Source organism: Neobacillus niacini (assembly GCF_031457145.1).
Classification (GTDB): domain Bacteria; phylum Bacillota; class Bacilli; order Bacillales; family Cytobacillaceae; genus Neobacillus; species Neobacillus niacini_J.
This window is the reverse complement of record NZ_JAVDVZ010000012.1, coordinates 39,149-65,638: the sequence shown is the minus strand read 5'-3', so window position 1 is coordinate 65,638 and position 26,490 is coordinate 39,149. Positions and strand designations below refer to the sequence as shown.

28 protein-coding genes are annotated in these 26,490 nt (G+C 38.5%); 17 read left to right on the top strand and 11 right to left on the bottom strand.

What is annotated here, in order from left to right:
• The first annotated feature begins 196 nt into the window (after nucleotides 1-196).
• The 7 genes from J2Y03_RS22305 (at nucleotide 197) to J2Y03_RS22275 (ending at nucleotide 6,156) form a co-directional block, all read left to right on the top strand.
• Nucleotides 197-331, top strand: coding sequence for a hypothetical protein (locus J2Y03_RS22305; protein ID WP_310198473.1), 135 nt, complete (start codon nucleotides 197-199; stop codon nucleotides 329-331).
• Nucleotides 332-648: 317 nt separating this feature from the next.
• The gene (locus J2Y03_RS22300; RefSeq protein WP_310198472.1) at nucleotides 649-1,326 is read left to right on the top strand and encodes a response regulator transcription factor; all 678 of its coding nucleotides are present in this window, start codon (nucleotides 649-651) and stop codon (nucleotides 1,324-1,326) included.
• A 70-nt stretch (nucleotides 1,327-1,396) separates the two neighbouring features.
• Nucleotides 1,397-1,594 carry a hypothetical protein gene (locus J2Y03_RS22295; RefSeq protein WP_310198470.1) on the top strand — a complete coding sequence of 66 codons (198 nt, stop codon included), beginning with the start codon at nucleotides 1,397-1,399 and terminating at the stop codon, nucleotides 1,592-1,594.
• Nucleotides 1,595-1,630: 36 nt separating this feature from the next.
• Nucleotides 1,631-3,088 (top strand): hypothetical protein, encoded by a 1,458-nt coding sequence (locus J2Y03_RS22290; RefSeq protein ID WP_310198468.1) that lies wholly within the window; start codon nucleotides 1,631-1,633, stop codon nucleotides 3,086-3,088.
• A 267-nt stretch (nucleotides 3,089-3,355) separates the two neighbouring features.
• Nucleotides 3,356-3,907 (top strand): hypothetical protein, encoded by a 552-nt coding sequence (locus J2Y03_RS22285; RefSeq protein WP_310198464.1) that lies wholly within the window; start codon nucleotides 3,356-3,358, stop codon nucleotides 3,905-3,907.
• 80 nt (nucleotides 3,908-3,987) lie between these two features.
• Nucleotides 3,988-5,418 (top strand): HAMP domain-containing sensor histidine kinase, encoded by a 1,431-nt coding sequence (locus tag J2Y03_RS22280; RefSeq protein WP_310198463.1) that lies wholly within the window; start codon nucleotides 3,988-3,990, stop codon nucleotides 5,416-5,418.
• Between the two features lie 168 nt (nucleotides 5,419-5,586).
• Nucleotides 5,587-6,156 carry a hypothetical protein gene (locus J2Y03_RS22275; protein ID WP_310198462.1) on the top strand — a complete coding sequence of 190 codons (570 nt, stop codon included), beginning with the start codon at nucleotides 5,587-5,589 and terminating at the stop codon, nucleotides 6,154-6,156.
• A 74-nt stretch (nucleotides 6,157-6,230) separates the two neighbouring features.
• Here J2Y03_RS22275 and J2Y03_RS22270 read toward each other — a convergent pair whose 3' ends face one another.
• Both J2Y03_RS22270 and J2Y03_RS22265 read right to left on the bottom strand, forming a co-directional pair.
• On the bottom strand, nucleotides 6,231-6,353 hold the full coding sequence (locus tag J2Y03_RS22270) for a hypothetical protein (protein WP_310198459.1): 123 nt from the start codon (nucleotides 6,351-6,353) through the stop codon (nucleotides 6,231-6,233).
• A 399-nt stretch (nucleotides 6,354-6,752) separates the two neighbouring features.
• The gene (locus J2Y03_RS22265) at nucleotides 6,753-7,553 is read right to left on the bottom strand and encodes a histidinol-phosphatase HisJ family protein (protein WP_310198456.1); all 801 of its coding nucleotides are present in this window, start codon (nucleotides 7,551-7,553) and stop codon (nucleotides 6,753-6,755) included.
• A 324-nt stretch (nucleotides 7,554-7,877) separates the two neighbouring features.
• On the opposite strand from J2Y03_RS22265, the gene J2Y03_RS22260 reads away from it, so the two are divergent.
• On the top strand, nucleotides 7,878-8,606 hold the full coding sequence (locus tag J2Y03_RS22260) for a restriction endonuclease (RefSeq protein WP_310198453.1): 729 nt from the start codon (nucleotides 7,878-7,880) through the stop codon (nucleotides 8,604-8,606).
• Nucleotides 8,607-8,708: 102 nt separating this feature from the next.
• Here the strand turns inward: J2Y03_RS22260 and J2Y03_RS22255 are convergent, their stop codons facing one another.
• Together J2Y03_RS22255 and J2Y03_RS22250 are read right to left on the bottom strand one after the other, a co-directional pair.
• A complete protein-coding gene (locus J2Y03_RS22255) occupies nucleotides 8,709-10,148 on the bottom strand; it encodes a L,D-transpeptidase family protein (RefSeq protein WP_396954247.1) in 1,440 nt (479 codons plus the stop codon).
• A gap of 143 nt (nucleotides 10,149-10,291) precedes the next feature.
• Nucleotides 10,292-11,215: an AEC family transporter gene (locus tag J2Y03_RS22250; protein ID WP_310198677.1), complete on the bottom strand. Its 924-nt coding sequence runs from the start codon at nucleotides 11,213-11,215 to the stop codon at nucleotides 10,292-10,294.
• Between the two features lie 345 nt (nucleotides 11,216-11,560).
• Between J2Y03_RS22250 and J2Y03_RS22245 the strand changes: the two genes are divergently transcribed.
• The 7 genes from J2Y03_RS22245 (at nucleotide 11,561) to J2Y03_RS22215 (ending at nucleotide 17,531) form a co-directional block, all read left to right on the top strand.
• A complete protein-coding gene (locus J2Y03_RS22245) occupies nucleotides 11,561-13,048 on the top strand; it encodes a class I adenylate-forming enzyme family protein (protein WP_310198449.1) in 1,488 nt (495 codons plus the stop codon).
• A 25-nt stretch (nucleotides 13,049-13,073) separates the two neighbouring features.
• On the top strand, nucleotides 13,074-13,862 hold the full coding sequence (locus tag J2Y03_RS22240) for an enoyl-CoA hydratase/isomerase family protein (RefSeq protein WP_310198446.1): 789 nt from the start codon (nucleotides 13,074-13,076) through the stop codon (nucleotides 13,860-13,862).
• A gap of 243 nt (nucleotides 13,863-14,105) precedes the next feature.
• Nucleotides 14,106-14,546 (top strand): lecithin retinol acyltransferase family protein, encoded by a 441-nt coding sequence (locus J2Y03_RS22235; protein ID WP_310198443.1) that lies wholly within the window; start codon nucleotides 14,106-14,108, stop codon nucleotides 14,544-14,546.
• 627 nt (nucleotides 14,547-15,173) lie between these two features.
• Nucleotides 15,174-15,497, top strand: coding sequence for a PadR family transcriptional regulator (locus J2Y03_RS22230; protein ID WP_310198441.1), 324 nt, complete (start codon nucleotides 15,174-15,176; stop codon nucleotides 15,495-15,497).
• Nucleotides 15,498-15,514: 17 nt separating this feature from the next.
• A complete protein-coding gene (locus J2Y03_RS22225) occupies nucleotides 15,515-16,285 on the top strand; it encodes a DUF1129 family protein (protein ID WP_310198437.1) in 771 nt (256 codons plus the stop codon).
• A 160-nt stretch (nucleotides 16,286-16,445) separates the two neighbouring features.
• Nucleotides 16,446-16,871, top strand: coding sequence for an SRPBCC family protein (locus tag J2Y03_RS22220; protein WP_310198434.1), 426 nt, complete (start codon nucleotides 16,446-16,448; stop codon nucleotides 16,869-16,871).
• A gap of 162 nt (nucleotides 16,872-17,033) precedes the next feature.
• The gene (locus tag J2Y03_RS22215) at nucleotides 17,034-17,531 is read left to right on the top strand and encodes an SRPBCC family protein (protein WP_310198432.1); all 498 of its coding nucleotides are present in this window, start codon (nucleotides 17,034-17,036) and stop codon (nucleotides 17,529-17,531) included.
• Between the two features lie 140 nt (nucleotides 17,532-17,671).
• On the opposite strand, the gene J2Y03_RS22210 is transcribed toward J2Y03_RS22215, so the two are convergent.
• From J2Y03_RS22210 to J2Y03_RS22195, 4 genes are all read right to left on the bottom strand, one after another.
• Nucleotides 17,672-18,907, bottom strand: a complete 1,236-nt coding sequence (locus J2Y03_RS22210) for an alkaline phosphatase (protein ID WP_310198429.1) — start codon at nucleotides 18,905-18,907, stop codon at nucleotides 17,672-17,674.
• Between the two features lie 366 nt (nucleotides 18,908-19,273).
• Nucleotides 19,274-20,935 (bottom strand): peptide ABC transporter substrate-binding protein, encoded by a 1,662-nt coding sequence (locus J2Y03_RS22205; protein WP_310198426.1) that lies wholly within the window; start codon nucleotides 20,933-20,935, stop codon nucleotides 19,274-19,276.
• Between the two features lie 209 nt (nucleotides 20,936-21,144).
• Nucleotides 21,145-21,363, bottom strand: coding sequence for a DUF2922 domain-containing protein (locus tag J2Y03_RS22200; protein WP_310198423.1), 219 nt, complete (start codon nucleotides 21,361-21,363; stop codon nucleotides 21,145-21,147).
• A 34-nt stretch (nucleotides 21,364-21,397) separates the two neighbouring features.
• Nucleotides 21,398-21,616: a DUF1659 domain-containing protein gene (locus J2Y03_RS22195; protein ID WP_132096383.1), complete on the bottom strand. Its 219-nt coding sequence runs from the start codon at nucleotides 21,614-21,616 to the stop codon at nucleotides 21,398-21,400.
• Between the two features lie 126 nt (nucleotides 21,617-21,742).
• Between J2Y03_RS22195 and J2Y03_RS22190 the strand changes: the two genes are divergently transcribed.
• Nucleotides 21,743-21,910, top strand: a complete 168-nt coding sequence (locus tag J2Y03_RS22190) for a hypothetical protein (RefSeq protein ID WP_310198417.1) — start codon at nucleotides 21,743-21,745, stop codon at nucleotides 21,908-21,910.
• A 45-nt stretch (nucleotides 21,911-21,955) separates the two neighbouring features.
• Here J2Y03_RS22190 and J2Y03_RS22185 read toward each other — a convergent pair whose 3' ends face one another.
• Together J2Y03_RS22185 and J2Y03_RS22180 are read right to left on the bottom strand one after the other, a co-directional pair.
• The gene (locus J2Y03_RS22185; RefSeq protein WP_310198415.1) at nucleotides 21,956-22,339 is read right to left on the bottom strand and encodes a YmaF family protein; all 384 of its coding nucleotides are present in this window, start codon (nucleotides 22,337-22,339) and stop codon (nucleotides 21,956-21,958) included.
• Nucleotides 22,340-22,496: 157 nt separating this feature from the next.
• Complete coding sequence (locus J2Y03_RS22180; protein WP_310198413.1) at nucleotides 22,497-23,297, bottom strand: hypothetical protein; 801 nt, start codon at nucleotides 23,295-23,297, stop codon at nucleotides 22,497-22,499.
• A gap of 409 nt (nucleotides 23,298-23,706) precedes the next feature.
• Between J2Y03_RS22180 and J2Y03_RS22175 the strand changes: the two genes are divergently transcribed.
• Nucleotides 23,707-24,918 carry an MFS transporter gene (locus J2Y03_RS22175; RefSeq protein WP_310198411.1) on the top strand — a complete coding sequence of 404 codons (1,212 nt, stop codon included), beginning with the start codon at nucleotides 23,707-23,709 and terminating at the stop codon, nucleotides 24,916-24,918.
• 380 nt (nucleotides 24,919-25,298) lie between these two features.
• Here the strand turns inward: J2Y03_RS22175 and J2Y03_RS22170 are convergent, their stop codons facing one another.
• On the bottom strand, nucleotides 25,299-26,414 hold the full coding sequence (locus J2Y03_RS22170) for an LLM class flavin-dependent oxidoreductase (protein WP_310198409.1): 1,116 nt from the start codon (nucleotides 26,412-26,414) through the stop codon (nucleotides 25,299-25,301).
• Between the last annotated feature and the right edge of the window lie 76 nt (nucleotides 26,415-26,490).

The following is a 26,490-nucleotide window of genomic DNA, read 5'->3' as shown; positions in this document are numbered from 1 at the left end:
CTAAGTATTGAGCATATAGCGATACAGTTGTTTACTTAGATGACCGAAATCTTTTAGGGATATGAAAAAGTGGTAACCATGAAGCCTTCATGCTGGTGTCAATCATGAATACCATCCGATTGAAGGAAGTCTAAAAATATGTGTTATTATTTTTTTCGAGGAAAAGTTGGACATATTATCCGTAGGAGGTGATAAGGTGGCTGACAAAAAGGAAACTTCCGAAGAAAAAGAAAAATACAATACATTAGAAAACGACCGACATAATGATAATGCTAGGGCAGCAGCGGCTCTTGAAACAGAAACACCAAGGATTAGTACAGATAATCTTTAACAGTAAGTCCATTATTCAAACAGTTGAAATAGACATCGAAAAAAAACTAACATTACACCTATCAACGCTTGGGTCTAAACCCAGGCGTTTTTCATTTCTACTATGCTTTTATTTCACTCTAGCCCCCATAAAAATCCACCTTATTCTTTCGAGCATTCACTTCACTTTTTTTTTCAAACAAACATTTTAAATTCCACTATAATGTAAGAATAAAAAATGCTAAGAAAATCTTAAGATTTACATATAGAGTTTGTTAAGATTTCATGTGTATCATGAACGTATAAGAGAAAAAAGGGGAAATTGGAGAGTGGACTTTTATGAACGTATTGGTCTGTGATGACGATAAGGCGATTGTGGATGCAATCGGAATTTACTTAGAAAATGAAGGCTATCAAGTCTTCAAAGCCTTTGACGGAATAGAGGCCATCGAAATCATTGACCGTCAGGATATCCATCTCATTATCATGGATATTATGATGCCGAGGATGGATGGAATAAGAGCGACGATGAAGATTCGAGAAGATAATAAAATACCTTTAATCATGCTCTCTGCCAAATCGGAGGATTACGACAAAATACTAGGATTAAATATAGGGGCAGATGACTACATAACGAAGCCTTTTAATCCATTAGAGCTGATTGCGAGAGTTAAATCCCAGTTGAGAAGGTATACAACCTTTGGTGGAGCTGAAACCAAGAGCAATGTTTTTAAAACAGGGGGGCTCGTCATCGATGACGAAACGAGAACGATCACTGTCGATGGGGAGGCCGTCCACCTTACACCGGTGCAATATAAGATCGTAAAGCTGCTGACAGCAAACGCCGGCAGGGTTTTCTCGATAGAGGAGATCTATGAGAAGGTTTGGAATGAAACAGCTTTTAGTCCGGAAAATACGGTAACTGTTCATATTAGGAAAATCAGAGAGAAAATAGAGATCAATCCGAAGGAGCCAAAATATTTGAAGGTGGTAAAAACAGCTGTCAATAAAATATAAAAAAATATAATAAAATGTACAATAACATATTGTAAAAAGTATTCCGAATAGTAGTAAAATAGAAATAGAGGTGATTCTCTATGTCTACTTTTTTATCGCAGAATCAGGCGCGGGTATTTTTTATATATTACTCGAACCACCATATTACGTTGGGAAGGACAGGGTAAAATTAAAGTCTATAAAACAAGCGACGGTCACCGAAGGTATTGAACAACAGGAGAAAAAGGAGCTTAATGAGGAAATGGTCGAAGAGGTTCTGAGAAAATGAAAAAGACGTTTTTAGAGTTGGAAAAGGAGGATCAGGATGTCAAAGAGTGAGAATGAACAGCCCATTACATTCACAGGGGTTATCATAAATCCACCGGTAAGCGAATCGATGATTCTGGACGAACTCATGCGTAAATTTCAATCCGCTAAACGTTTTATTCGCGAACGCATCTTTGATGGATTGGACCGAAAGAATGCTGTTGCGAAAGCTAAGCCACTATTTCTAAATAATTCCCGCTTCATGAGGGACGCGTTTCTTGAAGCAGAAGCTTCCATCTCCTCGCAAAAGGAATTGTTGCCCTTATATGTTGAGCAATACAAGACAGCTATACAAAAAATTGAAAAGAAAATAGAGAAAATCCAAAATTCCAGAAAGCCCAATAAGGAAGACCTCATCCTTTATAAGCAGGACCGAATCAAAAAGTTAACCAAGAAAATGAAGTATTATCAATTTCATATTGAAAATGACAGCGTTCCGAAAGTAGTGGACGGTACGAAGAAAAGGCTAATCCTTTTAAATAAGAAAAAAATCACTAAACAGGAGTGGGTCGATTCACGTTCCAACGCCCTTTTTTCTCGCGGGGAATCCTCAAAAGCCGGGAATGAAAATATCAAATTGCATTATTTACAAGACCGATCCGTAGATATGAATATACTAAACCCATTATCCTCTAAAAGAAATGACCGACTACAATTTGAGGTCCAATTCTCCGAAAAACACATCTTGACAATACTCAACTATCTTTCAAGTAGAAAGGCCTATAGTGTCCGAATTCTAAGAGAATACGGAAAATACTATGTTCACCTAACCCTCAATCAACAGTTAGAATTCGCCTATGATTTTACAAATGGCTGTGCAGGCATCGACATCAATCCAGACAATTTAGCCGTGACCATCGTCCATTCTAATGGGAATTTTAGAGTAAGCAAAGTATTTTGGATGAATGATGTCAATTGCGTTCGCTCCGAGAAAGGGAATTGGATGATCGGAAATATCGTCGCTTCCGTCATCGATTGGGTAAAATCGTTTGGCATCGACATCATCGCCATTGAAGATTTATATTTCAAAAACGATTTGAGCAAAAATAAAAAATTTAATCGCATGAGCAGTCATTTTGTGTATCGAAAAATCATCACCATTTTGATATCTAAAAGCATTAAGGAGAGAGTAACTCTTGCGCAGGTTCCCGCCTATTATTCTTCTTTAATAGGACGGGTTAAATATCAGAAAGCATACGGGTTATCGATTCATCAAAGTGCAGCCTTAGTACTAGCCCGTCGTGCAATGGGTTTTAATGAGAAAATCCCAAAACAGATAATGTCAGTCCTTTTTGCCAAGGAAGCAGAAAAGGGGCATTCGTTGAGTGATTTATTTAAACATTGGAAGAAAGTACAGGCCTGGTTTTCATCCCTAAGGGAACTGGCTAATCAAAATCATGAACCATACAAACATTGGTGGATAGATGACTTTATCAGACGTACATGTTTAGTATAACGATACTCAAGCCTTTATTTTAGTGCGGACATTCTCAGAATGTGAAAATTCCCACGGAAGGATTGCCGTAAGAGGATAAAGGTAGCCCAGGTAACCCCTGCCCTATGGTGTGCTCTGATAGAAGAGACCGAAAGACATAGGTGTTCATACGAAGGTTAAACCCTAAACCAGCGAAGGGTTGGACAAGTGTCTTTACTTAAAAATCTAAGGCAAATGTTACGATTTGCTATGATTTGAAAGAGCTGGTGTGGGGAGTTGGATATAAAGTTGAAAAAATATAGCCACTTACTGACAACAAAGATTATTGTTTTTATTATCATGATTCTCTGTTTTACAGGTGTCATCAAAGCCTTCGTTGAGGCAGAAGTAGTCAATGATGGTGATTTTGGAATCGTCTTTGAAGATGACTACCTTTCTAGCAGTACATTTGTCCAGGAAGGTGAAAATATTGCGGGCGACTTAACCAGACTGATAGGGGAATTTAAGAGTGAGGAGCATATTGTAAATGGCGGGACAATCAATGAGGATCAATTAAAAAGTGAAGAAGAAAGCCTATTTGATGGGTATCAATTTAATTCCCGAAATTACAATCCAAATTTAAGTGAAGAGGAAAATTATAAAAAGTTTAAAGAAGAATATGCAGATAAAATCTCTCAAGTAAGGGATAGGTTGATAAAAAATGATGTAAGAGACTTTCATTTAACGCTTCAAAAGCTAGAAGAGGTCGAAGGACCACTCTATTATGCAAGTGATGGTGTAAATGTCTATACGAACACCACGAAGACAGAAAGTGAACAGTTTAAAACCTATCCTTCTTAATACTATTTGAGGGCTATAAAAGAGAGATTTACCCAAAGGAATTAGAAGAGAATCAATACGTACATCAGATTACCGAACGAGTGTATGAGTTGGAACCAGAAAGCCAAGTTATTTATGTTGCTTTCACGGAGGAGTTTTTAAACTCTAACATAAAAGAATGGAAAGAGAATAAAGAACTTGCTACAAAGAGCTTTTATCTATTATTTGTATGTTTGGCAGGGTTTATCGTTTCATTTGTATATCTTGTCCTGGTCATTGGAAGAAAGTCATTTAAGGATCAAGAACTGCACTTACATTCAGGTGATAAACTATATAATGATATCAATATAGTGATTTTTATCAGTCTTTTATCACTTTGGATAATCTTGGTAGATAATTTATTTGAAAATATCAATAAAGTGATCATCCCCATCACGATTCCGATTGCCATTCTGGGATTCATACTACTTCTATCACTCGTGAAGCATTTTAAAAATGGAACGTTTTTTACACATACCTTTATTTTTAAAATGGTCAGTAAAGTGATTCGTTTTGTAGGAGATGTATATAAGAGCGGAAGTGTTGGAGTAAAGACGGTATTGATCGTCATCGGCTATCCACTATTGGTGGCGGTAACGTTTTTCATGTTTCCGGTCACCCTCGGGATTGCAGCCTGGTTTGCTTTTAAGCGGGTCAAGAGGTTTACGGCTATACAAGAAGGAGTTGAGCGAATAAAGGATGGTGATATTCTGCATATCATCGATGTAGATGGAAAGGGAGAGTTTGCAAAACTTGCCTCCAATATTAATAGCATCACTGATGGTCTGAAAAAAGCCGTTAACAGTGAACTCAAAAGCGAGCGATTAAAAACAGAACTGATCACCAATGTGTCTCATGACATCCGCACACCACTCACTTCAATTATTACCTATGTGGATTTATTGAAAACGGAAAGGGACCCTGCAAAGGTAGAACAATATATCGAGGTACTGGACCAAAAATCAAAAAGACTAAAAATCCTAACAGATGATTTATTTGACGCGGCAAAGGCGTCCAGCGGAAGTATCCCGGTTCAATTGGAGCAAATTGATATTATCTCATTAATAAGCCAGGGGCTTGGTGAAGTTAATGATAAAATTGAAGATCTAGGTTTAGCATTTAAGTTCAATCATCCGAAGGATAAGGTATATATTACAGCTGATGGAAAATTATTATGGAGGTCCATCGAGAATGTCTTATCCAATATATTTAAATATGCTCTCAATGGGTCAAGGGTCTACATCGATATCGAAGATGCAGGAAACGAAATTCTACTAACCTTCAAGAACATTTCAGCGTATGAGTTAAATATTTCAGCAGATGAATTAATGGAGCGCTTTAAAAGAGGCGATGAATCCCGAACTAGTAGTGGAAGCGGATTAGGGCTATCCATTGCGAAAAGCCTAATAGAAATCCAAAAGGGGAAATTTATTATTCAAGTCGATGGAGATTTATTCAAGACGATGATCTCTTTGCCTAAGTATAGTGAATAATCCCATTTTAACAAAGGAGTAGGATAGTTTTCCTACTCCTTTTTGTGTGGGCTTAGTAACGTACCCAAGATTAAGAATTTCTTAAGGATTCTATTAATCTTTTCTTAGGTTTTTGTTTGTATAGTTATAACATAGAAGTTTTCGTGGTAACTGTTGAGGAGGCTAATGATGACAGAGGTGTATATTCTTTTAACAAATACTCGTTCGGTATTAACAAAATTGATAAGGCTATATACAAAAAAACCATATAATCATGCGTCCATCGCCTTTGATTACGCTTTAACAGAGGTATATAGTTTTGGGAGGAAAATAGCAGGAAACCCATTTATTGGAGGATTCGTAAAGGAGGATGTAAGGGCAAGTTTATTTAAGCAAGCAGACTGTGCCATCTATTCCTTTACCGTAACAGAGGCTCAAATGCAAAAGATGAAACACTATTTACAAGAAATCGAAGCAGCAAAGAAACAGTATCGTTATAATTTTTTAGGATTATTCGGGGTTATGTTGAATAAGCCAATTGATCGAAAGAAAGCCTTTTTCTGTTCTCAGTTTGTTGCCACGATATTAATCGAATGTAACATCATCCAATTTGAGAAGCCGCTATCCCTTATCGCACCACATGACTTGCAGAAGGTTTGCAAATTTCAATTTGTGTATGAAGGAAAGTTAAAGGAATATTTTCATGTGGATAGCGCTGAAAAAGTGATTGCTCCCTTTCCTTATTCGCTCTTAAACTAGAGAATATTTAGAATAGGGAATTGAGGGTATGTAATAATATTTTTAAAGTGATACTCCTGCCTGCATGCAGTGACCTAAATGCCCTTTCTGAATGCTCTTCGGTCACTCCAGGATCCCTGCATTGCCCCAAACGCCATTTCAACATGCTCTTCGGTCACTCCAGGCTCCTTGCATTGCCCCAAATGCAATTTCAACATGCTCTTCGGTCACTCCAGGCTCCCTGCATTGCCCCAAAAGCCTTTTCAACATGCTCTTCGGTCACTCCAGGCTCCCTGCATTGCCCCAAAAGCCTTTTCTACATGCTCTTCGGTCACTCCAGGCTCCCTGCAATGCCCCGAAAGCCTTTTCTACATGCTCTTCGGTCACTCCAGGCCCCCTGCATTGCCCCAAAAGCCTTTTCTACATGCTCTTCGGTCACTCCAGGCTCCCTGCATTTACCCAAACGTCTTTTCTACATGTTCTTCGGTCACTCCAGCCTTGATGAAGACCACGTTCTCCGGTTTTCTGAAGGGATTTGGTCCTCATACGCCTTATAAAGAAAACTTGCCAAGGAGCTGCGAGTTTTTGCGTTAATATATCTTCTTTGGTACAACTAGCTAGTAGATATTCGCAATTTTTACTGGAATGGGCTTTCTTTTTTCAAAGGTAAATACATAATTGAATCCGCATTCCTTGGCTAGCTTATAGGCATCGGTCATATTTGCCCCAACATCGTCTACTGTGTGGGAGTCAGAACCAATGGTTAAGATTTCTCCGCCTAATTCTTTATACAGCGTTATAATTTCAATGGATGGCAGTGTCTGTTTTAAACTAGTTCTGAGACCAGAGGTATTGATTTCAATCCCTATATTTCTATCAATCGCCTTTTTCAATATTTGCTTGATCATTTCATAATGTTCATCGAAGGTGTACAGTCCTATTTCTTTATGTGCATATCGCTTCATTAAATCGAAATGAGCGATGATATCTATATCCGCTGCAGATACCATAGACAATAGTTCATTAAAATACCGTTTATAGGCAGTTGGTTGATCCTCATTGAGGGCCAGACGAAGTTTTTGGTTGTTGAGATTATGGACGGAACCCAAGATGAAATCTAAGTCTAGGGGTTTGAGTGTTTCGTCGTATTGATCTTTTAATAGATGAGGCTCACAAAGTTCAATGCCAGCCTTTATAGTTAATCGGGTGTGGAATTGTTTTTGACAATATCGAATCTCATTCAAATATTTTTCAAAAATCATGTGCCCATAGGTTGGCGCAAGGGGATTAACAGAGAAATGCTCGGTAAAGCAAATTTCTTGTATCTTGTTTTCTACCGCCTTTTTACATATATCCACCATACTAGCGATGGAGTCAAAGGAATGATTGGTGTGATGATGATAATCCATTAAATACATACTGTTTTCTCCTAATCCTTTTTTAAAACAACTATAGTGAAATCCTTCATAATTGTCCATCAAAGTAAAAATACCCAAGTTCAATAGATACTGTGTAACTGGAAAACTGTATAAACCTGGGGCACCATCCAATAGTAATAGAAAAAGGTCATTTAAAAAATGAATCCAGTTGCCGTGAATAAATTTCTAATATGGCGGCTGTCTTGAGAATCCCTTAAGATTTACTAAAGAAATCTACGATAATATTCGGAGTAAGGTTGGGGATTGGTTGAAAATGGTAGAATGAGAGTGAGAAATAATGCTGCTCTTAATGGGGGAATTTAATTGAGCAAGAGAAAAACAAAGAAGCAACAAAGACAATTGGAAGATGGTATAAAGTCGATTCTTTTAGTGGTGGCCGGAATTTCCTATTACTTTACAGGACAACTTTATCTAACACTAATGGTGGTAGGAGTGATCATGGTATTAATCATTGTTCTTGCAGTTTTAAAGAGTAATAGAGAAAAGGAGCGGTTAAGGAATTCTGGGATTGAGGATATCGATAAGATGGATGGTATTCAGTTTGAGCATTATCTTAAGGAACTTTATCAATCGAGAGGATATGCTGCAGAAGTAACGAGTGCTAGCGGGGATTATGGGGCTGATCTATTGCTTAAGAAGGACGGAAGAAAGATTGTGGTGCAAGCGAAGCGGTATGCAAAGGATGTAGGGATAAAAGCAGTTCAAGAGGTATTGGGGGCAAAATCGTATTATAAGGCCGAGGAAGCATGGGTCGTTTCGAATAGCTATTTTACCAAAGCAGCAAGAGAATTAGCCGCTAAAGGCCAAGTGATGTTGGTGAATAGGGATGAGTTAATTGATTATATTCTGCTATTAAATCCAGGAAGTGCAAAGCCCGTTCCATTGAAAATGATAGATTCTGATTCTAGCGGTTCTAATGAGGCATGTGGTAAATGTGGGAGCCCAATGGTCTTGAAGACAGGGAAAAGAGGGGCGTTTCTAGGGTGCAGTAGTTTTCCTAAGTGCCGAAATACGCGGGATTTACGTGCCTAATAAGAAAATTCAATAGATGGGTAGGCTCTCTTCCAATTATTTTTTAAAAAAAGAACGGCTTAACCCATCTTGGATTAAGCCGTTCTCCTGATATTTAAATTCCTAATACACTACAACTGGCTGATAAACACTAAGATTATCATAGACACTTTTCATGACACTAGGAGATACGTTGATACATCCACCGGAGCCTCCCGTTAAATAGGCAGTGCTGCTCCAGTTTGTCCGCCAGCCGGCATCGTGGAAACCTTGGCCGCTGTTTGTGAATGGTGCCCAATAACTTACTGGAACTGAATAATCTGATTTGCCGACGGCGCTGCCCTTGAGTGTGTATGGTGTTCGTTTAAACAGGATATACCATACTCCTGGTGATGTATCCTCACCTGTGCTGTGTTTACCGGTAACCACATTCGTTGTCAGGACTAATTGTCCAGCTTTGTAGAGCCAAATACGCTGTTCCGCAATAGAAACTTCCGCATAGGTATCCCCAATGCCGTTGTTTGTCGTGGTTTCATAGCCATAGCCCTCACCGCTCCAGCCATTTCCATTGATATTGGAAGCGTTAATCGATGTCTCTCCTTTTTCAAATGCTGCTTGAATCTGGGCTGTTTCCTTTTCCACATCTAGTGCCCAGCCATAGCCTTGCCCCTTAACAGAAATAATGGAGCCTGAATGGGTCTTAAAGCTGAAATCCTTACCCAATGTGGACTGGGCAGCATTAATTTCGGTAATTTTACTTTTAATCGTGCTCGGGTCAAACGAAACCTGCAAATCCTCAGAAATTGTTGCGTTTTTGATGAGTTCGCTGCCAGATAAGGTATAAACCTTATCCTGAACTTTATAATCAACGGAAAGCCGAAGAAGATCTTGCAGCTTTTGCTTTTCATTTTTAACACTCTCGCTGTCTTCTTTGAGTGCAAGCATGTAGATAGGATTTAGATGAATTTCACTCGTATATCCATGCTTTTCGTATTCCTCCATTAGACTTGCGACATCATATTGTGTCCCGTCCACACTTTTCGAGACAACGATTTCTCCTTCTACCATGGACGCATGTGCATGAACAGGAGCTGTTAAGCTTTGATTCATTGAGGTGAGCTTTTGTTCCAGTTCGTTTTTAAGTGTTTGGCTGCGATATGGGTCCTGCTGGTCAGGCATTAAGGTATAATCTTTTTCTTTAAAAGAGGGAAAGAATGACCACTGGTCTCTTAAAAGTTTTTTGACTCTGGATAGATCATCCGTTGTGAATCCCATCTTCGTATCTTTTCCATCTACTATTTGTTGTTCACCTATGTAGATTTCATTTGTTAAAACGGATGTTTGTAACTTTTTTAGAGCTTGGTCTGCCGTCATGCCGCTGACTTCTATGCTATTAATCTTACTATTAGCATTAAAGTGAGTGGCTTGATAATAGCTGACGGCGGCAAGAATAAGTGCAATGAGACTTAACGTGATAATCTTCCAGCTTTTATACCATTTCTGTGAATGAAGATCTTCTACAACGGTTTGTTCAACGGTGATGCCCATTATGTTCCCTCCCACTACCTCCGACAATCTATTTGAAAACTTTTCCTACTATATTTTACCAAAAGATAAATTAAAACTTTGTCGATGCTTGTCGATGTTTAATTTGTTTTTCTGTGCTGTATGAATCAAAAGTAGGAATCAAAGATATCTCTCTGATTCTACTTAACCAAGACAATCAATACCGGTAATACGACAAAGGACAATAGGGTTGTCCAGAGAATCGTTTTGGTTAACACCTTTGGCGATGCATCGAATTTTTCTGCTAGAATACCGGCGTTGATCGCGACGGGCATACATGATAATACGAGTAGAGTGGAGAACATGATGCCTTCAATATCTAATAGATTTAAACACAATATAGCAATGAGTGGTGCGATCAATAATCTCATACTCATGCCTGTCCAAAAGGTGATTCGTGTATTCCTGGTGATACTTTCTGTTTTCACATTGGCCATTTGTGCTCCTAAAATTGCGAGAACAATGGGCGGGTAGGAGTCTGCAATCATGGAAACTCCGGTGGAGAGACCGCCTGGCAGGGCTAAATCAAATGTGCGTAATACAATGGCTAGCAATACCGCATAAATAGCCGGCAGGGCAAACACCGATTTCATGGCACCTTTTATTGTAAAATGAGAGCGTGCCGCAAAGAAGATTCCTAACGTATGCATCATGACCATCTGCATCACTATGTAAATGGCCGCCTTTTCAAGCCCCAGCTGACCGAAAGCAAGCAAGGTGAGTGGGATTCCATAGTTAACCGAATTTGTGAAGGAAGAAATCAAGGTTAACCCAGCTATATCATTAGCTGGCAGTTTAAATAATTTTCCTAAAAGATTGGCTGCAGCCGCAAGCAAAATAAGATTTAATAGGGAATAAGCAACAGTCAAATAGACGTCCTCACGCGACAGGCGCGCCTCCATTAATGTATCAAAAATCAAGAACGGAGTGATGTAATATAAGACAAAGTTTAAAAGCGGCTTGATTTCCAACTTCCCAAACCTACTTAATAAGACTCCTGCTATGACAGGTAAAGAGAGCGGTACAATCACATCGAAAAGTGTGGTAATAATTTCTGCGAACATCAAAAACTTCCTCTCTAATTATTACTTGAGAAGTCCTTTTAAGGGCAAGACCAAATGGGCATGCCTTCGGATTGATATTTATTATATAGTAATAGATTTTTCTTTCCCACCAACTTCGTGTCTTTATTTCTATAAAATAGTTTAGTATCCATTTTTAAGAAACACGGCATATTGCATGTCCAGAAATAGGTATGTATAATAGTTTTGTATGAAATTTTTGAATATTATATAATTTGATGATTCTGACGAAAGAAGGAATAAGTCTCTCTTTATGTATATCTACTTTGTAGATACGCGGAGTCTAAACACAAAACTATTACATCTATTACAAGGAGTGCTGAAAGGATGAATCAATTTACTTTAGGTAGTTTAATGAGAAAAAATGCAGTCCAATATCCTCAAAATGATGTTTTTGTTTCTGAGAATAATCGCTATACCTATCAAGAAGCAAATCAAGAGGTAAATCGGATTGTCAACTGGTTGGAAGCGAAGGGAATTCAACATGGGGACCGTGTGGCAATTCTATCGGAAAATAAAATTTCTTACGGTCTATTTATTTTTGCTATTGCGAAAATTGGTGCCATTTTTGTTCCCATTAACATTCGATTAAACAACAGTGAGATCGATTACATATTAAAAGATTGCTCTCCTAAATTACTGATCACTACTGAAATGATGTATCCGAATGCACAAACCAGTGCTAATAACTGTATGATCCCACTCTATCTTGATAAAACCATCTTGGAGGAGAGCAGGAATTTCCCTTCAAGTGAACCTGAATGTAAAGTGATGACTTCGGATATTTTTACTATTAAGTATACGAGCGGAACCACTGGATTTCCGAAAGGATGTATAGCCACTCATCAAAATTGGCTGTGGAATGATAATAATATTAATGCGTTTATTAAAAATGGACCGGAAGACAGCTATATTGCGTTACTTCCACTGTTCCATGTTGCGGGGTTTGGTGCCTTCCTAACACATATCCATTATGGTGGAAAAGTAGTTTTCCCATCTGCAAAATTCGATGCAGAAGAAGCATATCAACTGATTGAAAGAGAAAAGGTTTCTACCATGTTTATCCTTGAGCCTCTATTAAGTAGATTCCTATACTCAGATTTTTATGATGTGAAAAAGGTTGAGTCACTTAAGAATCTGTTGTCAATGGCTGGCGTTGTTTCTTCTAAAATTGTAACGGACATCAATAACAAGCTTTGTTGTACCTATTTTGGTATTTATGGTTCCACTGAAGCCAGCAGTATTGTAACCGCGATTCACTATAAGGAAGATATGGAAAACTTTAAATCATATGGGTATTTGCTGCCAAACTTTGATGGGAAAATCGATAACATTAGCAACAATCCCGATGAGGAAATTGGTGAGCTTTTACTTCGTGGCCCTTCTATGATTCAAGGTTATTGGAATAAAGAGACGGAAACAAAAGATCTGTTGGATGGAGGATGGATTCATACTGGTGACGTTTTCCGAAGATCTGCAGATGGAACGTTGGAGATGGTCGACCGTAAAAGGTACTTAATCAAGACAGGTGGAGAAAACGTTTATCCAAATGAAGTGGAAGCGGTTTTAAGGGAGCACCCACAAATTGCAGATGTCGCCGTCATTGGAATTCCGGATCAAACCTGGGGTGAAGCAATAAAAGCTTTTGTCGTATTAGCCCCTGATTCTTCTGCCATTGATGGTGAACAGACAACCAAGTGGTGCAGAGACAAGTTAACAGGTTTTAAAATACCAAAGTATTATGAATTTATTAATGAAATTCCACGAAACCACTCTGGAAAAATATTAAAGCATGAATTACAGGCTATAGGATAAAAATCCTTGCATTGGGGGAGAGAAAATGGAGAAATCACTAGAATATATCATTTATGAAAAAAAGAATAATATCGCCATTATTAAACTGAATCGACCGGAAGTTTTAAATGCTATCAATCAACAATTGTTTTCTGAATTGGAATATATTGTAAAAGTGATTGAAGAGGACCAAGAAATAAGAGCCATAATCTTAACGGGTATGGGAGATAAAGCGTTTGTTGCAGGCGGGGATATCGCCATGATGAAAGAAATGACACTTATGGAAGGTGAAAAGTTTGTATATGCAGGCCAAGCCTTCTTAAACAGATTGGAAAACAGCCGCAAAATTGTCATCGCGGCCTTAAATGGATTTACATTAGGCGGCGGGTTGGAAATCGCATTAGCTTGTGATCTCCGTATTGCAGCAGAGCATGTCCAGTTGGGATTACCAGAAGTAACCGTTGGTGTTTACCCTGGCTGGGGTGGTACGCAGCGGTTGGCCCGGCTTGTTGGGGTAGGCATTGCCAAACAGTTAGTGTTTACAGGTGATAGAATTCCTGCCAGTGAGGCTAAACAATTAGGTATCGTAAATAAGGTTGTACCAAAAGATCAGTTAATGGAAGAAAGTTTGGCTTTAGCAGAACGGATTTTAAAAAATAGCCCCATTGCGGTTATGCAAGCAAAAAAGGCAATCAATCACGGAGTTGATCTTGCTCTGGAGAAGGCTTTAACATTAGAAGCCGAGGCATGGCTGGTTAATTTCGCCACGGAGGATCGCGTCGAAGGATTACGTGCTTTTTTAGATAGAGAAAAACCAAATTATAAGGGTAGATAACAAAGCGGCAAGCTAACGGAAAGGGAAAATGATTTTCCTCTCCGTTAGCTATTTTTAATCCCTGGGGACAGTTCTGATGGCTTTTAAACCTAAATAAAGGGAATTATTTCAACGATGCAGAAATATATAATACTATAATTTTTTTAAAATTTTACCGGAATTTAATGTTCCGAAATGAGCAAGAAGGTGAAGGTCTTGTTTTATGGGAGAGTAAAAAGGCTAAGCTATCACCTCAGGGATATCATGAATGAAAGGCCTTTATTGTCTGAGGGGGCCATTGTATGGTGTGATCTTTTATTAGGCTCAGCAGAACACTCAGGAATTTATGTGGGGGATAATAAGATTGTTGAATTAACTGGGGATGGTGTTGTAAGAGAGGTAAGCTTTGAACAATTTGTCAGTACAGGTGAAAGTCTAGTGCGAACGGGGTTTACTGTCTATGCTCTATGTAATAAAAAAGGGATCTTGGCTGATCCTAAAATAGCTAAAAGAGCATTGGATAAAAGGGATAACCCAAGAGGGTATAACTTGTTTACAAGAAACTGCCACCAGTTTACGGCAGGATGTATCACAGGGAACTTTACAAACAAAACCCTGACATTTGAACAATTAAAGTGGGTAACTGCGTTATATTTCAGTACCTTATCCGTTACATCTAGAGTGGTTTGCGAGGTTAATGTTTGATGTCAAAAGCAAAGTAGGGTCTTCGGCTCTACATTTTTTTTGTGGGTGCCTGTCACCGATGGGGGTGAGAGGCTCTATAAAAATGCGATGTTAAACTTGACTGTTGATTTGCGCCCCACTTCCCGAAACAATGGGAGAACGATGATTTGGGTAAAGTAGAACCTCCCCACTTGCCCGAAACTATGGGAGAACCGTGATTTGGGTAAAGTAGAACCTCCCCACCTGCCCGAAACTATGAAGACCAGTGATTTGGGTAAAATGGAAATACCTAGCTTATATGACTAGCAGGAATTTGAAACCTTCACCCAATATATTCGTATTGAATTAACGAGGTGAAATTTAGTGAGTGATAATAATAAGATACAGAGCAAGGAAAAGAAGAAGTCCAGTTACGTTATTCCTTTGTTTTTGGTACTGCAATTGGAGCAGTTTTAGGATTAGTTGCTTATCTGAAAGATTGGTTATGATATGGCGTTTATTCTTGAATGTACTGGTAAAAGTTAGAGATCGCTGCGGCGGTCTTTTGTTTTGTGGTGGAATATTTTTCTAATACCCTTGCATTACAAGGTATACCAATTTATACTTGATGTATACCTTGCAATACAAGATATTGAGAGTGGTGAGTGAATGTCACAAACACAAATGATGAAGGGAATAATAGATGGCTGCCTCTTAGCAATCATTGCGAAGAAGGAATGTTATGGCTATGAGATGGCTGAGAGCTTAAGCAGGTATGGTTTTGATACGATCAGTGAAGGTACCATTTATCCATTATTAATGAGAATGCAGCGTGAAGGACTTGTCACTTCTGTTCTTAGAAATTCTACAGCAGGCCCCAAGAGAAAGTACTACTTATTAACGAACGAGGGACAGCAAGCATTAAGTGATTTTTTAAGTAGATGGGTTCAACTTGAAAAATGTGTGAATGCGGTTATTAAGCAAGAAAATTAAGAGGCGAGGTGGAGAATGTGAAAGAAAAACAACTATCTGTAAAGAGTGAGAAGTTTATTGATGACTTAAGGGTATATTTGTTTTCAAGCGGGAAAAACGACCAAGAGATTAAAGAAATTACGGAAGAACTTGAGGGTCATCTACATGAAGCTGAACAAAATGGTAAATCGATTGATCAAATTATAGGGGCCTCCCCAAAGGAATATATGATGAGTATTTCGAGTGAAATGAAGACCGACTATCGATCTTGGGCGAAATATGTTCCACTCATTATTATTGGTTCCATGTCATTTACTATTTTTGGAGACCTTATACAAGGTACATTAAGCTATAGTATATTCAAAATTATCGGAACGCTTGTTTATAGTATCCTGTTCTTTGGAGGAGTAATGTTTGCTTATCGCTATGTAGCTAGAAATCAAGTATCGAGAATAATGGAGTTTTTCATTTTATTATTGCCAATTTTCCTTAGTATGCTTATTATCGGAGGAGTACTATTCGTTGATTCTATTTATAAAACGCCCATGATTGATTTTGGAATTATAGGCAGTTGGGTCATTGGATTGTTTCTTCTTTGTTTTATTATCCTATTTTCTGTTTGGGCCAAGACTGCTATTTTGCCTGTAACATTACTAGCACTTCACCTGCCCACATTTTTATTATCTTTTACTTCTTTTAATGTAGTAACACAGTTAATTACTAGCATGGTAATCGCGTATGTATTAATTGGACTATATTTATTTTACACGGTGAAGAAGGCTAAAGGTAATAAGGAAGTAATCGAATAGAATTCTGCTAAAAATTCTAGATTAAATTGGATTACCTACCATTTTAAAAGGAAACAATGTAAAAGTAGCGTAACTTTTCTCCATCATCTACAATATAGCCAGACACCTTTTGTGGACAGATTGCTTTAAAATATTTGTATTAAGAGAGGCGGAAAATGGAATGGAAACATCTAAAAAAGTAACAGTAGCAACAACCGTTCAAGCACCAGTAGCAAAGGTATGGGAGTATTGGACAGAGCCAACTCACATAAAAAAATGGAATTCAGCTTCAGAAGACTGGCACACACCGATTGCTGAAAATGATTTAAGAGTTGGTGGGAAATTCCATTCAAGAATGGAAGCCAAAGATGGCAGTTTTGGTTTCGATTTTGGTGGAACTTATGATGAAGTGAAATTACATGAGGCTATTGCATATACACTGGGTGATGGAAGACAAGTTACCATCACTTTTAAAGGTCAAGATAACGTAACCGAAGTCATTGAATCGTTTGATGCCGAAACGGAAAATCCCATTGAGTTACAACAACAAGGCTGGCAGGCTATTCTAGATAATTTCAAAAAATATGCTGAGCAAACAAGCATTTAAAAGAGGCACCAGACTAAATTAGTGGCGTGTATCTGTGGCTGTGATGATTCAAATCGCCACGGATACAGCCATTTTTTATCGATTCGTTAGAAAGGTTTACATGCAAATAACAATGGTAATATCATTCATAAAGTTTTGATGAAAAATAATTGGAGGAATAAAATGTTAACAAAAACCGAAATCACCCATCGTTTCAACGCTCCTCGTGAACTTGTATTTAAGGCATTTACCGAATCGGAACATCTGCAGAACTGGTGGGGCCCAAAAGGATGGGCTTTTGATATTTCTAAGTTTGAGCTTCGACAGGATGGTGTCTTCCATTATAGCCAGACATCTCCTGACGGTCATGAAATGTGGGTCAAATTTGTTTATCATGAAGTAAATGCTCCTGAGAAACTCGTTTATACCTCTTTCTTTTCTGATGAAAAAGGTAACATCGTACGTGCTCCTTTTAATGACAACTGGCCTTTGGAAACTCTCAATACTTTTACATTCACCGAGCATGAAGGTAAAACAATTCTTACATATATTGGGACACCTGTATCCCCAACTGAGGAGGAAATGAAAACTTACGAGGAGTCGCAAGAAATGGTTCAGGAGGGCTTTTCAGGAACCTTCGTTCAACTGGCTGATTACCTCTCAAATAGTTCAGAAAACTAATATAGGTGGATGACGAACAAAAAAACAATGAGAACACTGTTAATAGCAGTGTTCTTATTGTTCTTGGTAATTTTTATTTTTACTTATTTAAACGACCGGGTGCAAGCAGAAGAACTAGCAATGGCTCAATTGTAATTCTCTTAATCAATCATCTCAAAAAGAATCCTACCAATATCACTATTCTCCATTCTTCCACTAAACATATGTCTGTTAACACCATACGCATAAATGGGAACATCCTCACCGGTATGACCTTTGGTCGTCCAGCCGGTACTGGAATAGTGATTGATGATGTTGATAAGAGTTTGTCGTGTGTCTTCGATTTCTAGTTCTAGCGTAGATTGGATGACTTTCAAGTCCTCTTCATGAAGGGATAGTTGCATATGGCGTGCTATTGATGATATTTCTTTTGTTTTATGCAGATCGGCTGCAATCTTGGCTGGTGTTGATTTTATCGATCTAATCACACTTGGATTCCATTTATAATTATCATTTCGATCGATACTCATTCCACCCGTGGAGTGGTCGGCTGTTGAAATCACAAGGGTATCCTCTCGATTTAAGGCAAATTGAATGGCCGCATGAAAAGCTGCTTCAAAGTCTTTGACTTCACTCATGGCTCCCACGATATCATTGTCATGACCCGCCCAATCAATTTGACTTCCTTCCACCATCAGAAAAAAGCCATTTGGATTTTGCTTCAAGCGTTGAAGTGCAGCGCTAGTCATTTGTGATAGGGAGGGTACGGTTGTCAAATAGCGATCGATGTGTTTAGGAAGTTCTTTTGGAGCAAAAAGACCCAATATTTTCTCGTTTCGATCAGCAAAAAGCTCAATGGAATTTGTGGTATAACCAAATCCATTTTTTTTGAACTCTTCTACTAAATTTCGGTCATCTCGAGAAAAATAGGAAGTTCCTCCCCCTAGCAGCACATCGATTTTGTGCTTGCCATCAATACGTTCATCGAAATAATCATCCGCAATTTCATTATAGTTCTCCCTGGATTCATGATGTGCAGCGAACGCCGCAAGTGTAGCGTGATTGATTTGACTCGTTCCTACGAGGCCCGTAGATTTGCCGCGAAATTTTGCATATTCTAAAATAGTTGGAACCTCCTGTTTTTCACTATTCAATCCAAGAGCACCATTATAGGTTTTATAGCCTGTCGCTAAAGCAGTCCCTGCCGCAGCAGAGTCTGTTATATTACTTTTTGCGTCTAATGAATAGGTTGACTGTGTGCCAACAAAGTATTGATCAAATATGGTGGGGTTCATGAGCCCCTTTCGGGAGTTATGATTAAAATAACGAAGGCCTGTGGTGTAGGAAAAACCCATCCCATCACCGATTAAAAAGATAATATTTTTTACTTTTTTCATTCGGGTAAACGGATCATTCATCATGTAGGGTAAAGTATTTATACGAAAATCATTTAACTGAACGGTGGAATGTAACAAATAAAACAGCACCTTTCAAATGTCATCTTTTATGGCATACATTTGCATGAAGCCATCGTAATCAACTATCGTCAATCCAGTTATAACACAGAAAAGGAATACTTTTTCATACAATACAATTGTTTAACAAAAACTCAAGAGATTCTTAATAATTGAACCGAAAAACCTATACAAGGGGGGAGATTTACACAAAGGAGAGCAACGGAGTTTACGAAAAGCGAAAATAAAAAGAGAGGGGGAAATACCAATTGGCATTTTCCCCCTCTCATTCCTTTTGACAAAAAACTCTTACTCGTTACCTACATCTGCCCATTTATATTCATAGGTTGCTCCAAATGGGTTCACGAACACACCCTTCACTTTTGGAGAAACTAATTGTGCTCTAGAAGATTGGTAGACTGGGGCAATTGCCGCATCCTCAAATAGCACTTTTTCAGCCTTTAAGAAGTTTTCATAACGTGCCTTAGCATCTGTTGCAAAAGTTGAAGCTGTGTCACTTACTAGCTTGTCATATTCCGGATTAGAATATCCAGTCCAGTTGTTTCCGCTATCCGTGGTCCATAAGTTCATGAATGTAAATGGATCAAGGAAGTCTGGGCCCCAACGGGAAAGCTGCATTTGATAATCCATATTTGAATCTAAATCTAAACGCTGCTCTTTTGGAACTTGTTTAATCGTAACCTTTAATCCTTCTAAATTCGTTGAAAGCTGGTTTGCCACATATTCAACTAAATTTTTCGTAGTTTTGTCATCATCTGCTAAAAACTCGAGCTCAACGGAATTGGTACCTAACTCTTCCAATCCTTTTGCCCAGAATTCTTTTGCTGCTTTAAGGTCATACTGGACGAGATCTCCACTTACTTTACGGAAATCCTCACCTGTTTCAGGCATTGGGGTAAAGTCAGTTGGAATAAGTCCATTTGATGCGATGGATCCGTTGTTTAAAATCTCGCCTACTAAAGCATCTTTGTCAAATGCTCTGCTGATGGCAGCACGAATATTCTTATTAGCTAATGCATCCGATGTGGTTTGATTAAATTTTAGGAAATAGGAAAATGTTTCTGCTGACACCACATAATCATCACTTGTAGAATATTGGTCAACTAAATCTGATGTTAGATCCATTCGATCTACAGTTCCTTCTTCATATAAATCTAAAGCAGTTTGTGGATCTTTTACGACTTTGAAAGTCAGTTTATCCATTTTCACTGTTTTGGCATCCCAATAATCTTCATTTTTTACTAGTTCCCATGAATCGCTTGTGCTTGACCAATTGGAAATCGTGTATGGTCCATTCGATAATAGGTTTTCTGAATTAGTTGCAAAACTATCGCCCTTTTCCTCCACAAACTTTTTATTTAATGGGAAGAATGTTCCGAATGTTGTTAATGTTTCAAAGTATGGTGTTGCGTTTTCTAATTCAACAACAAGTGTAAAATCACCGTCAGCTTTTACTCCCAGCTGGTCCACGGCAAGTTCTCCTTTGCTTATCGCTGAAGCATTTTTGATTACACCACTCATCATGTATGGTCCATATTCTGAACCTGTTGCAGGATCAACGGCACGCTGCCATGCATAGACAAAGTCATGAGCCGTTACCGGGTCTCCATTTGACCATTTTGCATCCTCACGTAATGTAAAGGTCCAAGTCAATCCATCTTCACTTACTTTATGACTGGAAGCAACCCCAGGAGATGATTGCGTTTTTTCATCTAAACGGTATAGACCCTCCATCGTTGCAGCCAAATTGACAAAGGATGACTCATCTGTAGCTAAAGATGGATCCATGGACGGAATGGATTCTGGGTTTAAAAAGTTAAGTACTTTTCCCTCTGCCTTCTCATCCGTTTTTGTACCAGAAGATTTCTTGGACTCATCGCCAGAACATGCAGCAAGTACACTTAGTACCAGTCCAAAAGCTAATAGTAATAACCATTTTTTTGTTTTCACTTCTTTATCCTCCTTGATGTAAATTGATTCTGAATATTATAGCTCTACAGAAATTTGAAACTATAAAAGCTAATTATAGGCATTGCTAGATTACTTGTAAAGTATTCTGCTATAATTTTTAGAAAATTAGGTGCATGGCCATAATTTACAAAAAGTGCATGGCAGACGATAAAAGGCCGGCTTCTATTAGAAACCGGCCTTCAACTCTATTAAACAATCTCATATTCCGTTACGTTACGATCAATCACTCTTGCTCCTTTGACAGAAGCAAAGTTACCGTTCGCTGAAGTGAAAACCCCAGACGCGATCATTTCCTCCATCGCTTGCTTCACTACTGCTTCTTCAATCGGTTCCTTCGGATTTTCTACCGATAAACGAGCAGATTTACCAAACTCCGTAACAAACTCTAACTCTAATGTTTTAGCCATTTCATTCACCTCCTAACCTAATATATTTTTCGGACTACGCTAGTAAATCAGAATTGTCGACTCTCTCAATATTGCTGAGAGTATCGCTCGACAAACCAATAATGGCTTGTGCTGCTTGTAATAGCTGGTCAGGAGTTGCTGACTTCTGGATATTGCTGAATGTCTTTGCTTTTAGAAGTGGTTTGCCATCGTCATCCATCCCAACCTGGAACACCACTCGTAACTTGGATGTTGTAATCACTGCTTGTGCCATCATTATCACCTCCTTTCACCCTTTATATATAAAAAAGTAGGCGAAAAGGACATGGTCTTGGAAAATATATTTACAATGTTTATCCGAAGTGCGCGAAGGGGGGGGGGTGAAAGAGGATTTTGGTCAATGCAGGTGGTCTGGAGTTATCGACCAGGTCCACTATTATATCGACATTGTTTTTATGAAAAAAGTTGTAGAAATGTTGAAGCCACTCAGCTTGAAGCACTTTTAATTAATCGATTAGTTAAGAAGAAAAGAGTCGGATATGATCGATGTTTAGGGGTTTTTGACTAGCAGAAATCAAAAAAGTCACCTTAAAAAGGTGAGCATGATTTGATTTCAAAGAGTTGTATTTCCTCTATAAAAGTGTCTATGTGGATTGGCTCCCTCAATAGTGGTATAGCCACTACATTCATGATAATGTCCACCATTCGCTATTGGAATGGCTGGACCAGTGGACCCTTGTATTTGGTGCCGATGTTTGTTATCAACTGATGTAAGGGTAAAATATCTGTGAGTATGTGGGATTCCAGTCTGTGCTGGTTCAGTCATTCCAGCATATTGGTGTGTGTGTCCATCATCAAACGATGTAATGCCGCTAAATCCATGGGTATGAACTGCTCTTCCATCCCAGGAAGTGATATAAAGTCGATGGGAATGCATAGGGTCTGAACCATCTGAACCATCTGAAGCATACATGAAGCCAGATACAGGTATATCCATGAATATCCCTCCTAAAAAGCTTTTTAACACATTATTCAACTTTGGAATAGAAGGTGTGAGATTTTGAAAAGGATAAACTGCCTCCAACCACAGTATGGTTGGACATAGATGTACCTAAGCAGCCCAGTGACTCAATTATTTAAACTTATTGCCTATTTTAACAGTTCGTCCAACCATTCTTTGTCACTCTTAATAAACTAAAGTATAAAAAGTTTTTAAGATGGGAGTGAAGGTTATGAAAGGTAATAAGAAACGCAAGCATGGTAAAGACAAGCAGGATAATAAGAAAAATCAACAAAAAGATCAGCATGATGATTGTAAAAAGCATGACAATGATCACAAAAAAGATGATTGCGATTGCAAAAAGCAGGACAATAACCACAAAAAAGATGACTGCAAAAAACAAGACAATGATCGCAAACATGATGATTGCAATTGCAAAAAGCAAGACAATGATCGCAAACATGATGATTGCAATTGCAAAAAGCAAGACAATGATCGCAAACATGATGATTGCAATTGCAAAAAGCAGGACAATAACCACAAAAAAGATGACTGCAAAAAGCAAGACAATGATCACAAACATGATGATTGCAATTGCAAAAAGCAGAGCAATAATCGCAGACAAGATGACCGCAAAAAGTGGGACAACAACCACAGACAAGATGATTGGAAAAAGCAAGACAATGATCACAAACATGATGATTGGAAAAAGCGGGACAACAATCACAAACATGATGATTGCGATTGCAAAAAGCATGACGATAACGACAAACGAGATGATTGGAAAAAGCGGGACAACAATCACAAACATGATGATTGCGATTGCAAAAAGCATGACGATAACGACAAACGAGATGATTGGAACAAGTGGGACAACAACCACAAACGAGATGATTGGAAAAAGCGGGACAACAACCACAGACAAGATGATTGCAAAAAGCAAGACAATGATCATAAACAATGCAGGAATATTGGCTGTATATTTAGATGTAGATGTTGGTAATTTAAGAAGGGATTTAGAGTCCTCCCATAAAATTACTAAATCCAGGCGTTCGCCTGGATTTTTTGGTTGCCTGGCCTCGCCTTCGATACTAATTGGCAGGTGAAAGATTGATTTTCGCAGATAGAATGGTAAATTCGGCAGGTAAACAAACCATTTTGGCAGATTAGCTGTTTTTCGTTAAAGGAGGGTCCCATATTTTTACAGGAGTGAGGTATTTACCTCTATACATAGTTAAGAGATTGTGGTAATTTATTATTTAGTTGTATCGAACAACTATTTTAAAAGAATCATACAATAAATTTTATCAAGAATAGCAGAATGCAGTTTGGCTGAGGCCAAATTTCATAAATGGGGGATAACTATGAGTAAGGAGAAGCTGTGGACGAAGAATTTTACCATCGTGTCGTTGATTAACTTTTTGGTCGTAATGGTTTACTTTTTGTTGATGGTGACGATTGCTGGTTATGCAGTTGAACAATTTCATGCGTCTACAAGTGTTGCCGGGCTAGTCTCGAGTATTTTTATTATTGGATCTTTAATTGGACGGTTGGTAACAGGACGGATGATTGAAGGTGCAGGGAGCAAGAAAACACTCCTTATCGGCTTGATTCTGTTTATCCTTTCAACTGTGTTGTATTTTGTTACAACGAATTTACCATTATTACTAATGAATCGATTATTTCATGGGGTTGCTGTCGGAGTAGCGAGTACGGCAACGGGTACGATTATTGCTCAAATAGTACCGAAAGCAAGAAGAGGAGAGGGAATCGGCTTCTTCAGTTTGAGCGCTGTATTGGCAACAGCAATCGGTCCATTTGTGGGAATGTTGTTCATTCGATATGCGGATTTCCAGATAATTTTCTTGTTTAATTTACTTCTTGCAGCAATTTGTTTGGTCATCTCGTTTGCGGTAAAACCGCCAAAACTATCATCACCTAAAACGGTTAGTACACAAGCCGAAAAAGGCTTTAAACTGTCCAATTATCTTGAATATAAGGCTGTGCCGATTTCATTTGTGGCACTTGTCGTTGGATTCGGTTATTCCGGTGTGCTATCGTTTCTGTCATTTTATGCGGAGGAAATTAACTTAGTGGACGCAGCTGGCTTTTTCTTCCTTGTGTATTCGATTATGCTGTTACTGTCACGACCATTTTCTGGCCGCTTAATGGATGCAAAAGGGGCAAATATCGTCATTTATCCAAGTCTGATTGTTTTTGCGATTGGGATGGTATTGTTTAGCCAGGCATATTTTGGAGTGATTTTATTAGTGGCCGCCGCGTTTATCGGCTTGGGCTACGGTAACTTCGTTTCTGTTGCTCAGACGATCGCCATCCAAGTCTCACCAACACATCGATTTGGTTTAGCAACCTCTACTTTTTACATTTTATATGACTTAGGACTTGGTGCGGGACCATATTTACTTGGATTCATCGTTCCAATCACTGGGTACCGTGGCCTGTTCTTATACATGGCAGGAGTCGTGGTCATAGCGCTTGTCCTATACTATTTTTTACATGGTAGAACGGAAAAAGGACTTAGAGGAAATAAAACAGGGATACTGCAGGGAAATTGATTAATTAGGCAGTTGGTGCAAACTAGCTGTCTTTTTCTATTATGGATTGTAGGTACAGGTGGTCTGGATTGACCGAGGAGATTGTTGAAAATCTGAACCATCTGAAGCATACATGAATCCAGAAACAGGAATATCCATGAAAAATCACTCCGGGTCCGAAATATATGGCTAACCATATAGTACCAACTAGTGCTTAATTGGAGCAATTAAAAAATGCCTAATTTTTCAGTATTGAGAAATTAGGCATTAAAATTTTCTTAACGTTGTAACTCCGTGTTTTTCTAACGCAACCCCTACAATGGAAGGGGTTTTTATGTGCGTTAGGGGGAGAGATTCCCCCGTCCACTATTATTAGATGAAAAGTTTATTGGAATAAAATATTATTTTTGGACAAGCGCATCTTCTTGGTTAAAGTGTGGAAGGACTTGTGTTGCAAAGCGTTCCATCGCCTGCATAGTTTCTAGGTGAGAAAGACCACCGAAATCGAAGTACAGAATGATTTCATCTAAACCTGCATTCTCAATTTTTTTTAATTTTTCAGTAACGTATTCTGCATTACCAACGATGATACTCTTATCACTTAACTTGTCAGTTGTCATCGATTTTAAATTTTCTACGATTTCTGCAAAGTAGCGAATGTTTGGTGGAGCCTTTGTTGGATCCTCTGGGAATGCTGGCACTAAACCAGTGAAGTACTTCAACATACGTTGTTTGGTAGCTTCTTCTTCTTCCGGTGTATCCGTCACATTAATGAAGTATGAACAGCTTGCTTTTTTACCGCTGAAGCCGTGTGCTGCAGAAGCTTCTTGAAATGTTTTGATAGCATTTTCCATCGAACCAAATACCATGTTTGCTGCGAATGGTGCGAAGATTACGTTTTCACCCATTTCAGCAGCTTTGCGGATTGAAGGCTCACTGAATGCCGCAACGTAAATTGGTAAACTTTTTTGAACTGGTCTAGGTGTTAATAAAATTTCATCGAAGTTGAAGAATTCACCTTGATGAGAGAAATGACCATCTTTACTGTTCCAAGCCTTTTGAACAACGTCTAATGATTCGAAGAAAATTTCACGGCTCTTATTAAAGTCGATATCGAATACATCGTATTCCCGCTTATCGTAGCCCCGACCTGCAGAGAAAATAGTACGTCCGCCACTTAATACGTCAAGTAGTGCCCACTCCTCTGCAACACGTACAGGGTGTTGAGCAGGAAGTAATACTGTAGCTGGTGCTAATTTAATGCGATGTGTTTTAGCAGCAACACTCGCTAAGAACGTAGCCGGTGCTGGTAATATTCCTAATGCAGCAAAGTGGTGCTCAGGTACCCAAACAGAGTTGAATCCTAATTCTTCAGCATAAATACATTGTTCCTCTAAATCTAAAATCATTTGGTTTGGATCTTTACGAGTATCCCCATATTCTACTGGGTTATCAGTTAATGTAAAATAGCCAAATTTCATTTGTTTATACACTTCCTTCTTTTCATTTGTTAACAACAGGTTAACTCTGTTCACCTATTGTTTAACTTGTAATACCAAATTATCAGAAAAGTCTTTTCAATGCAAGCGTTTT

What these genes read in the sequence shown, in the direction of transcription:
- J2Y03_RS22300 (WP_310198472.1), top strand. Translation starts at nt 649, where the DNA reads ATGAACGTATTGGTCTGTGATGACGATAAGGCGATTGTGGATGCAATC.
- J2Y03_RS22290 (WP_310198468.1), top strand. Translation starts at nt 1,631, where the DNA reads ATGTCAAAGAGTGAGAATGAACAGCCCATTACATTCACAGGGGTTATC.
- J2Y03_RS22275 (WP_310198462.1), top strand. Translation starts at nt 5,587, where the DNA reads ATGACAGAGGTGTATATTCTTTTAACAAATACTCGTTCGGTATTAACA.
- J2Y03_RS22270 (WP_310198459.1), bottom strand. Translation starts at nt 6,353, where the DNA reads ATGTTGAAATTGCATTTGGGGCAATGCAAGGAGCCTGGAGTGACCGAA.
- J2Y03_RS22265 (WP_310198456.1), bottom strand. Translation starts at nt 7,553, where the DNA reads ATGTATTTAATGGATTATCATCATCACACCAATCATTCCTTTGACTCC.
- J2Y03_RS22250 (WP_310198677.1), bottom strand. Translation starts at nt 11,215, where the DNA reads ATGTTCGCAGAAATTATTACCACACTTTTCGATGTGATTGTACCGCTC.
- J2Y03_RS22245 (WP_310198449.1), top strand. Translation starts at nt 11,561, where the DNA reads ATGAATCAATTTACTTTAGGTAGTTTAATGAGAAAAAATGCAGTCCAA.
- J2Y03_RS22240 (WP_310198446.1), top strand. Translation starts at nt 13,074, where the DNA reads ATGGAGAAATCACTAGAATATATCATTTATGAAAAAAAGAATAATATC.
- J2Y03_RS22235 (WP_310198443.1), top strand. Translation starts at nt 14,106, where the DNA reads ATGAATGAAAGGCCTTTATTGTCTGAGGGGGCCATTGTATGGTGTGAT.
- J2Y03_RS22230 (WP_310198441.1), top strand. Translation starts at nt 15,174, where the DNA reads ATGTCACAAACACAAATGATGAAGGGAATAATAGATGGCTGCCTCTTA.
- J2Y03_RS22220 (WP_310198434.1), top strand. Translation starts at nt 16,446, where the DNA reads ATGGAAACATCTAAAAAAGTAACAGTAGCAACAACCGTTCAAGCACCA.
- J2Y03_RS22215 (WP_310198432.1), top strand. Translation starts at nt 17,034, where the DNA reads ATGTTAACAAAAACCGAAATCACCCATCGTTTCAACGCTCCTCGTGAA.
- J2Y03_RS22210 (WP_310198429.1), bottom strand. Translation starts at nt 18,907, where the DNA reads ATGAAAAAAGTAAAAAATATTATCTTTTTAATCGGTGATGGGATGGGT.
- J2Y03_RS22200 (WP_310198423.1), bottom strand. Translation starts at nt 21,363, where the DNA reads ATGGCTAAAACATTAGAGTTAGAGTTTGTTACGGAGTTTGGTAAATCT.
- J2Y03_RS22195 (WP_132096383.1), bottom strand. Translation starts at nt 21,616, where the DNA reads ATGGCACAAGCAGTGATTACAACATCCAAGTTACGAGTGGTGTTCCAG.
- J2Y03_RS22190 (WP_310198417.1), top strand. Translation starts at nt 21,743, where the DNA reads ATGCAGGTGGTCTGGAGTTATCGACCAGGTCCACTATTATATCGACAT.
- J2Y03_RS22185 (WP_310198415.1), bottom strand. Translation starts at nt 22,339, where the DNA reads ATGGATATACCTGTATCTGGCTTCATGTATGCTTCAGATGGTTCAGAT.
- J2Y03_RS22180 (WP_310198413.1), bottom strand. Translation starts at nt 23,297, where the DNA reads ATGATCATTGTCTTGCTTTTTGCAATCATCTTGTCTGTGGTTGTTGTC.
- J2Y03_RS22175 (WP_310198411.1), top strand. Translation starts at nt 23,707, where the DNA reads ATGAGTAAGGAGAAGCTGTGGACGAAGAATTTTACCATCGTGTCGTTG.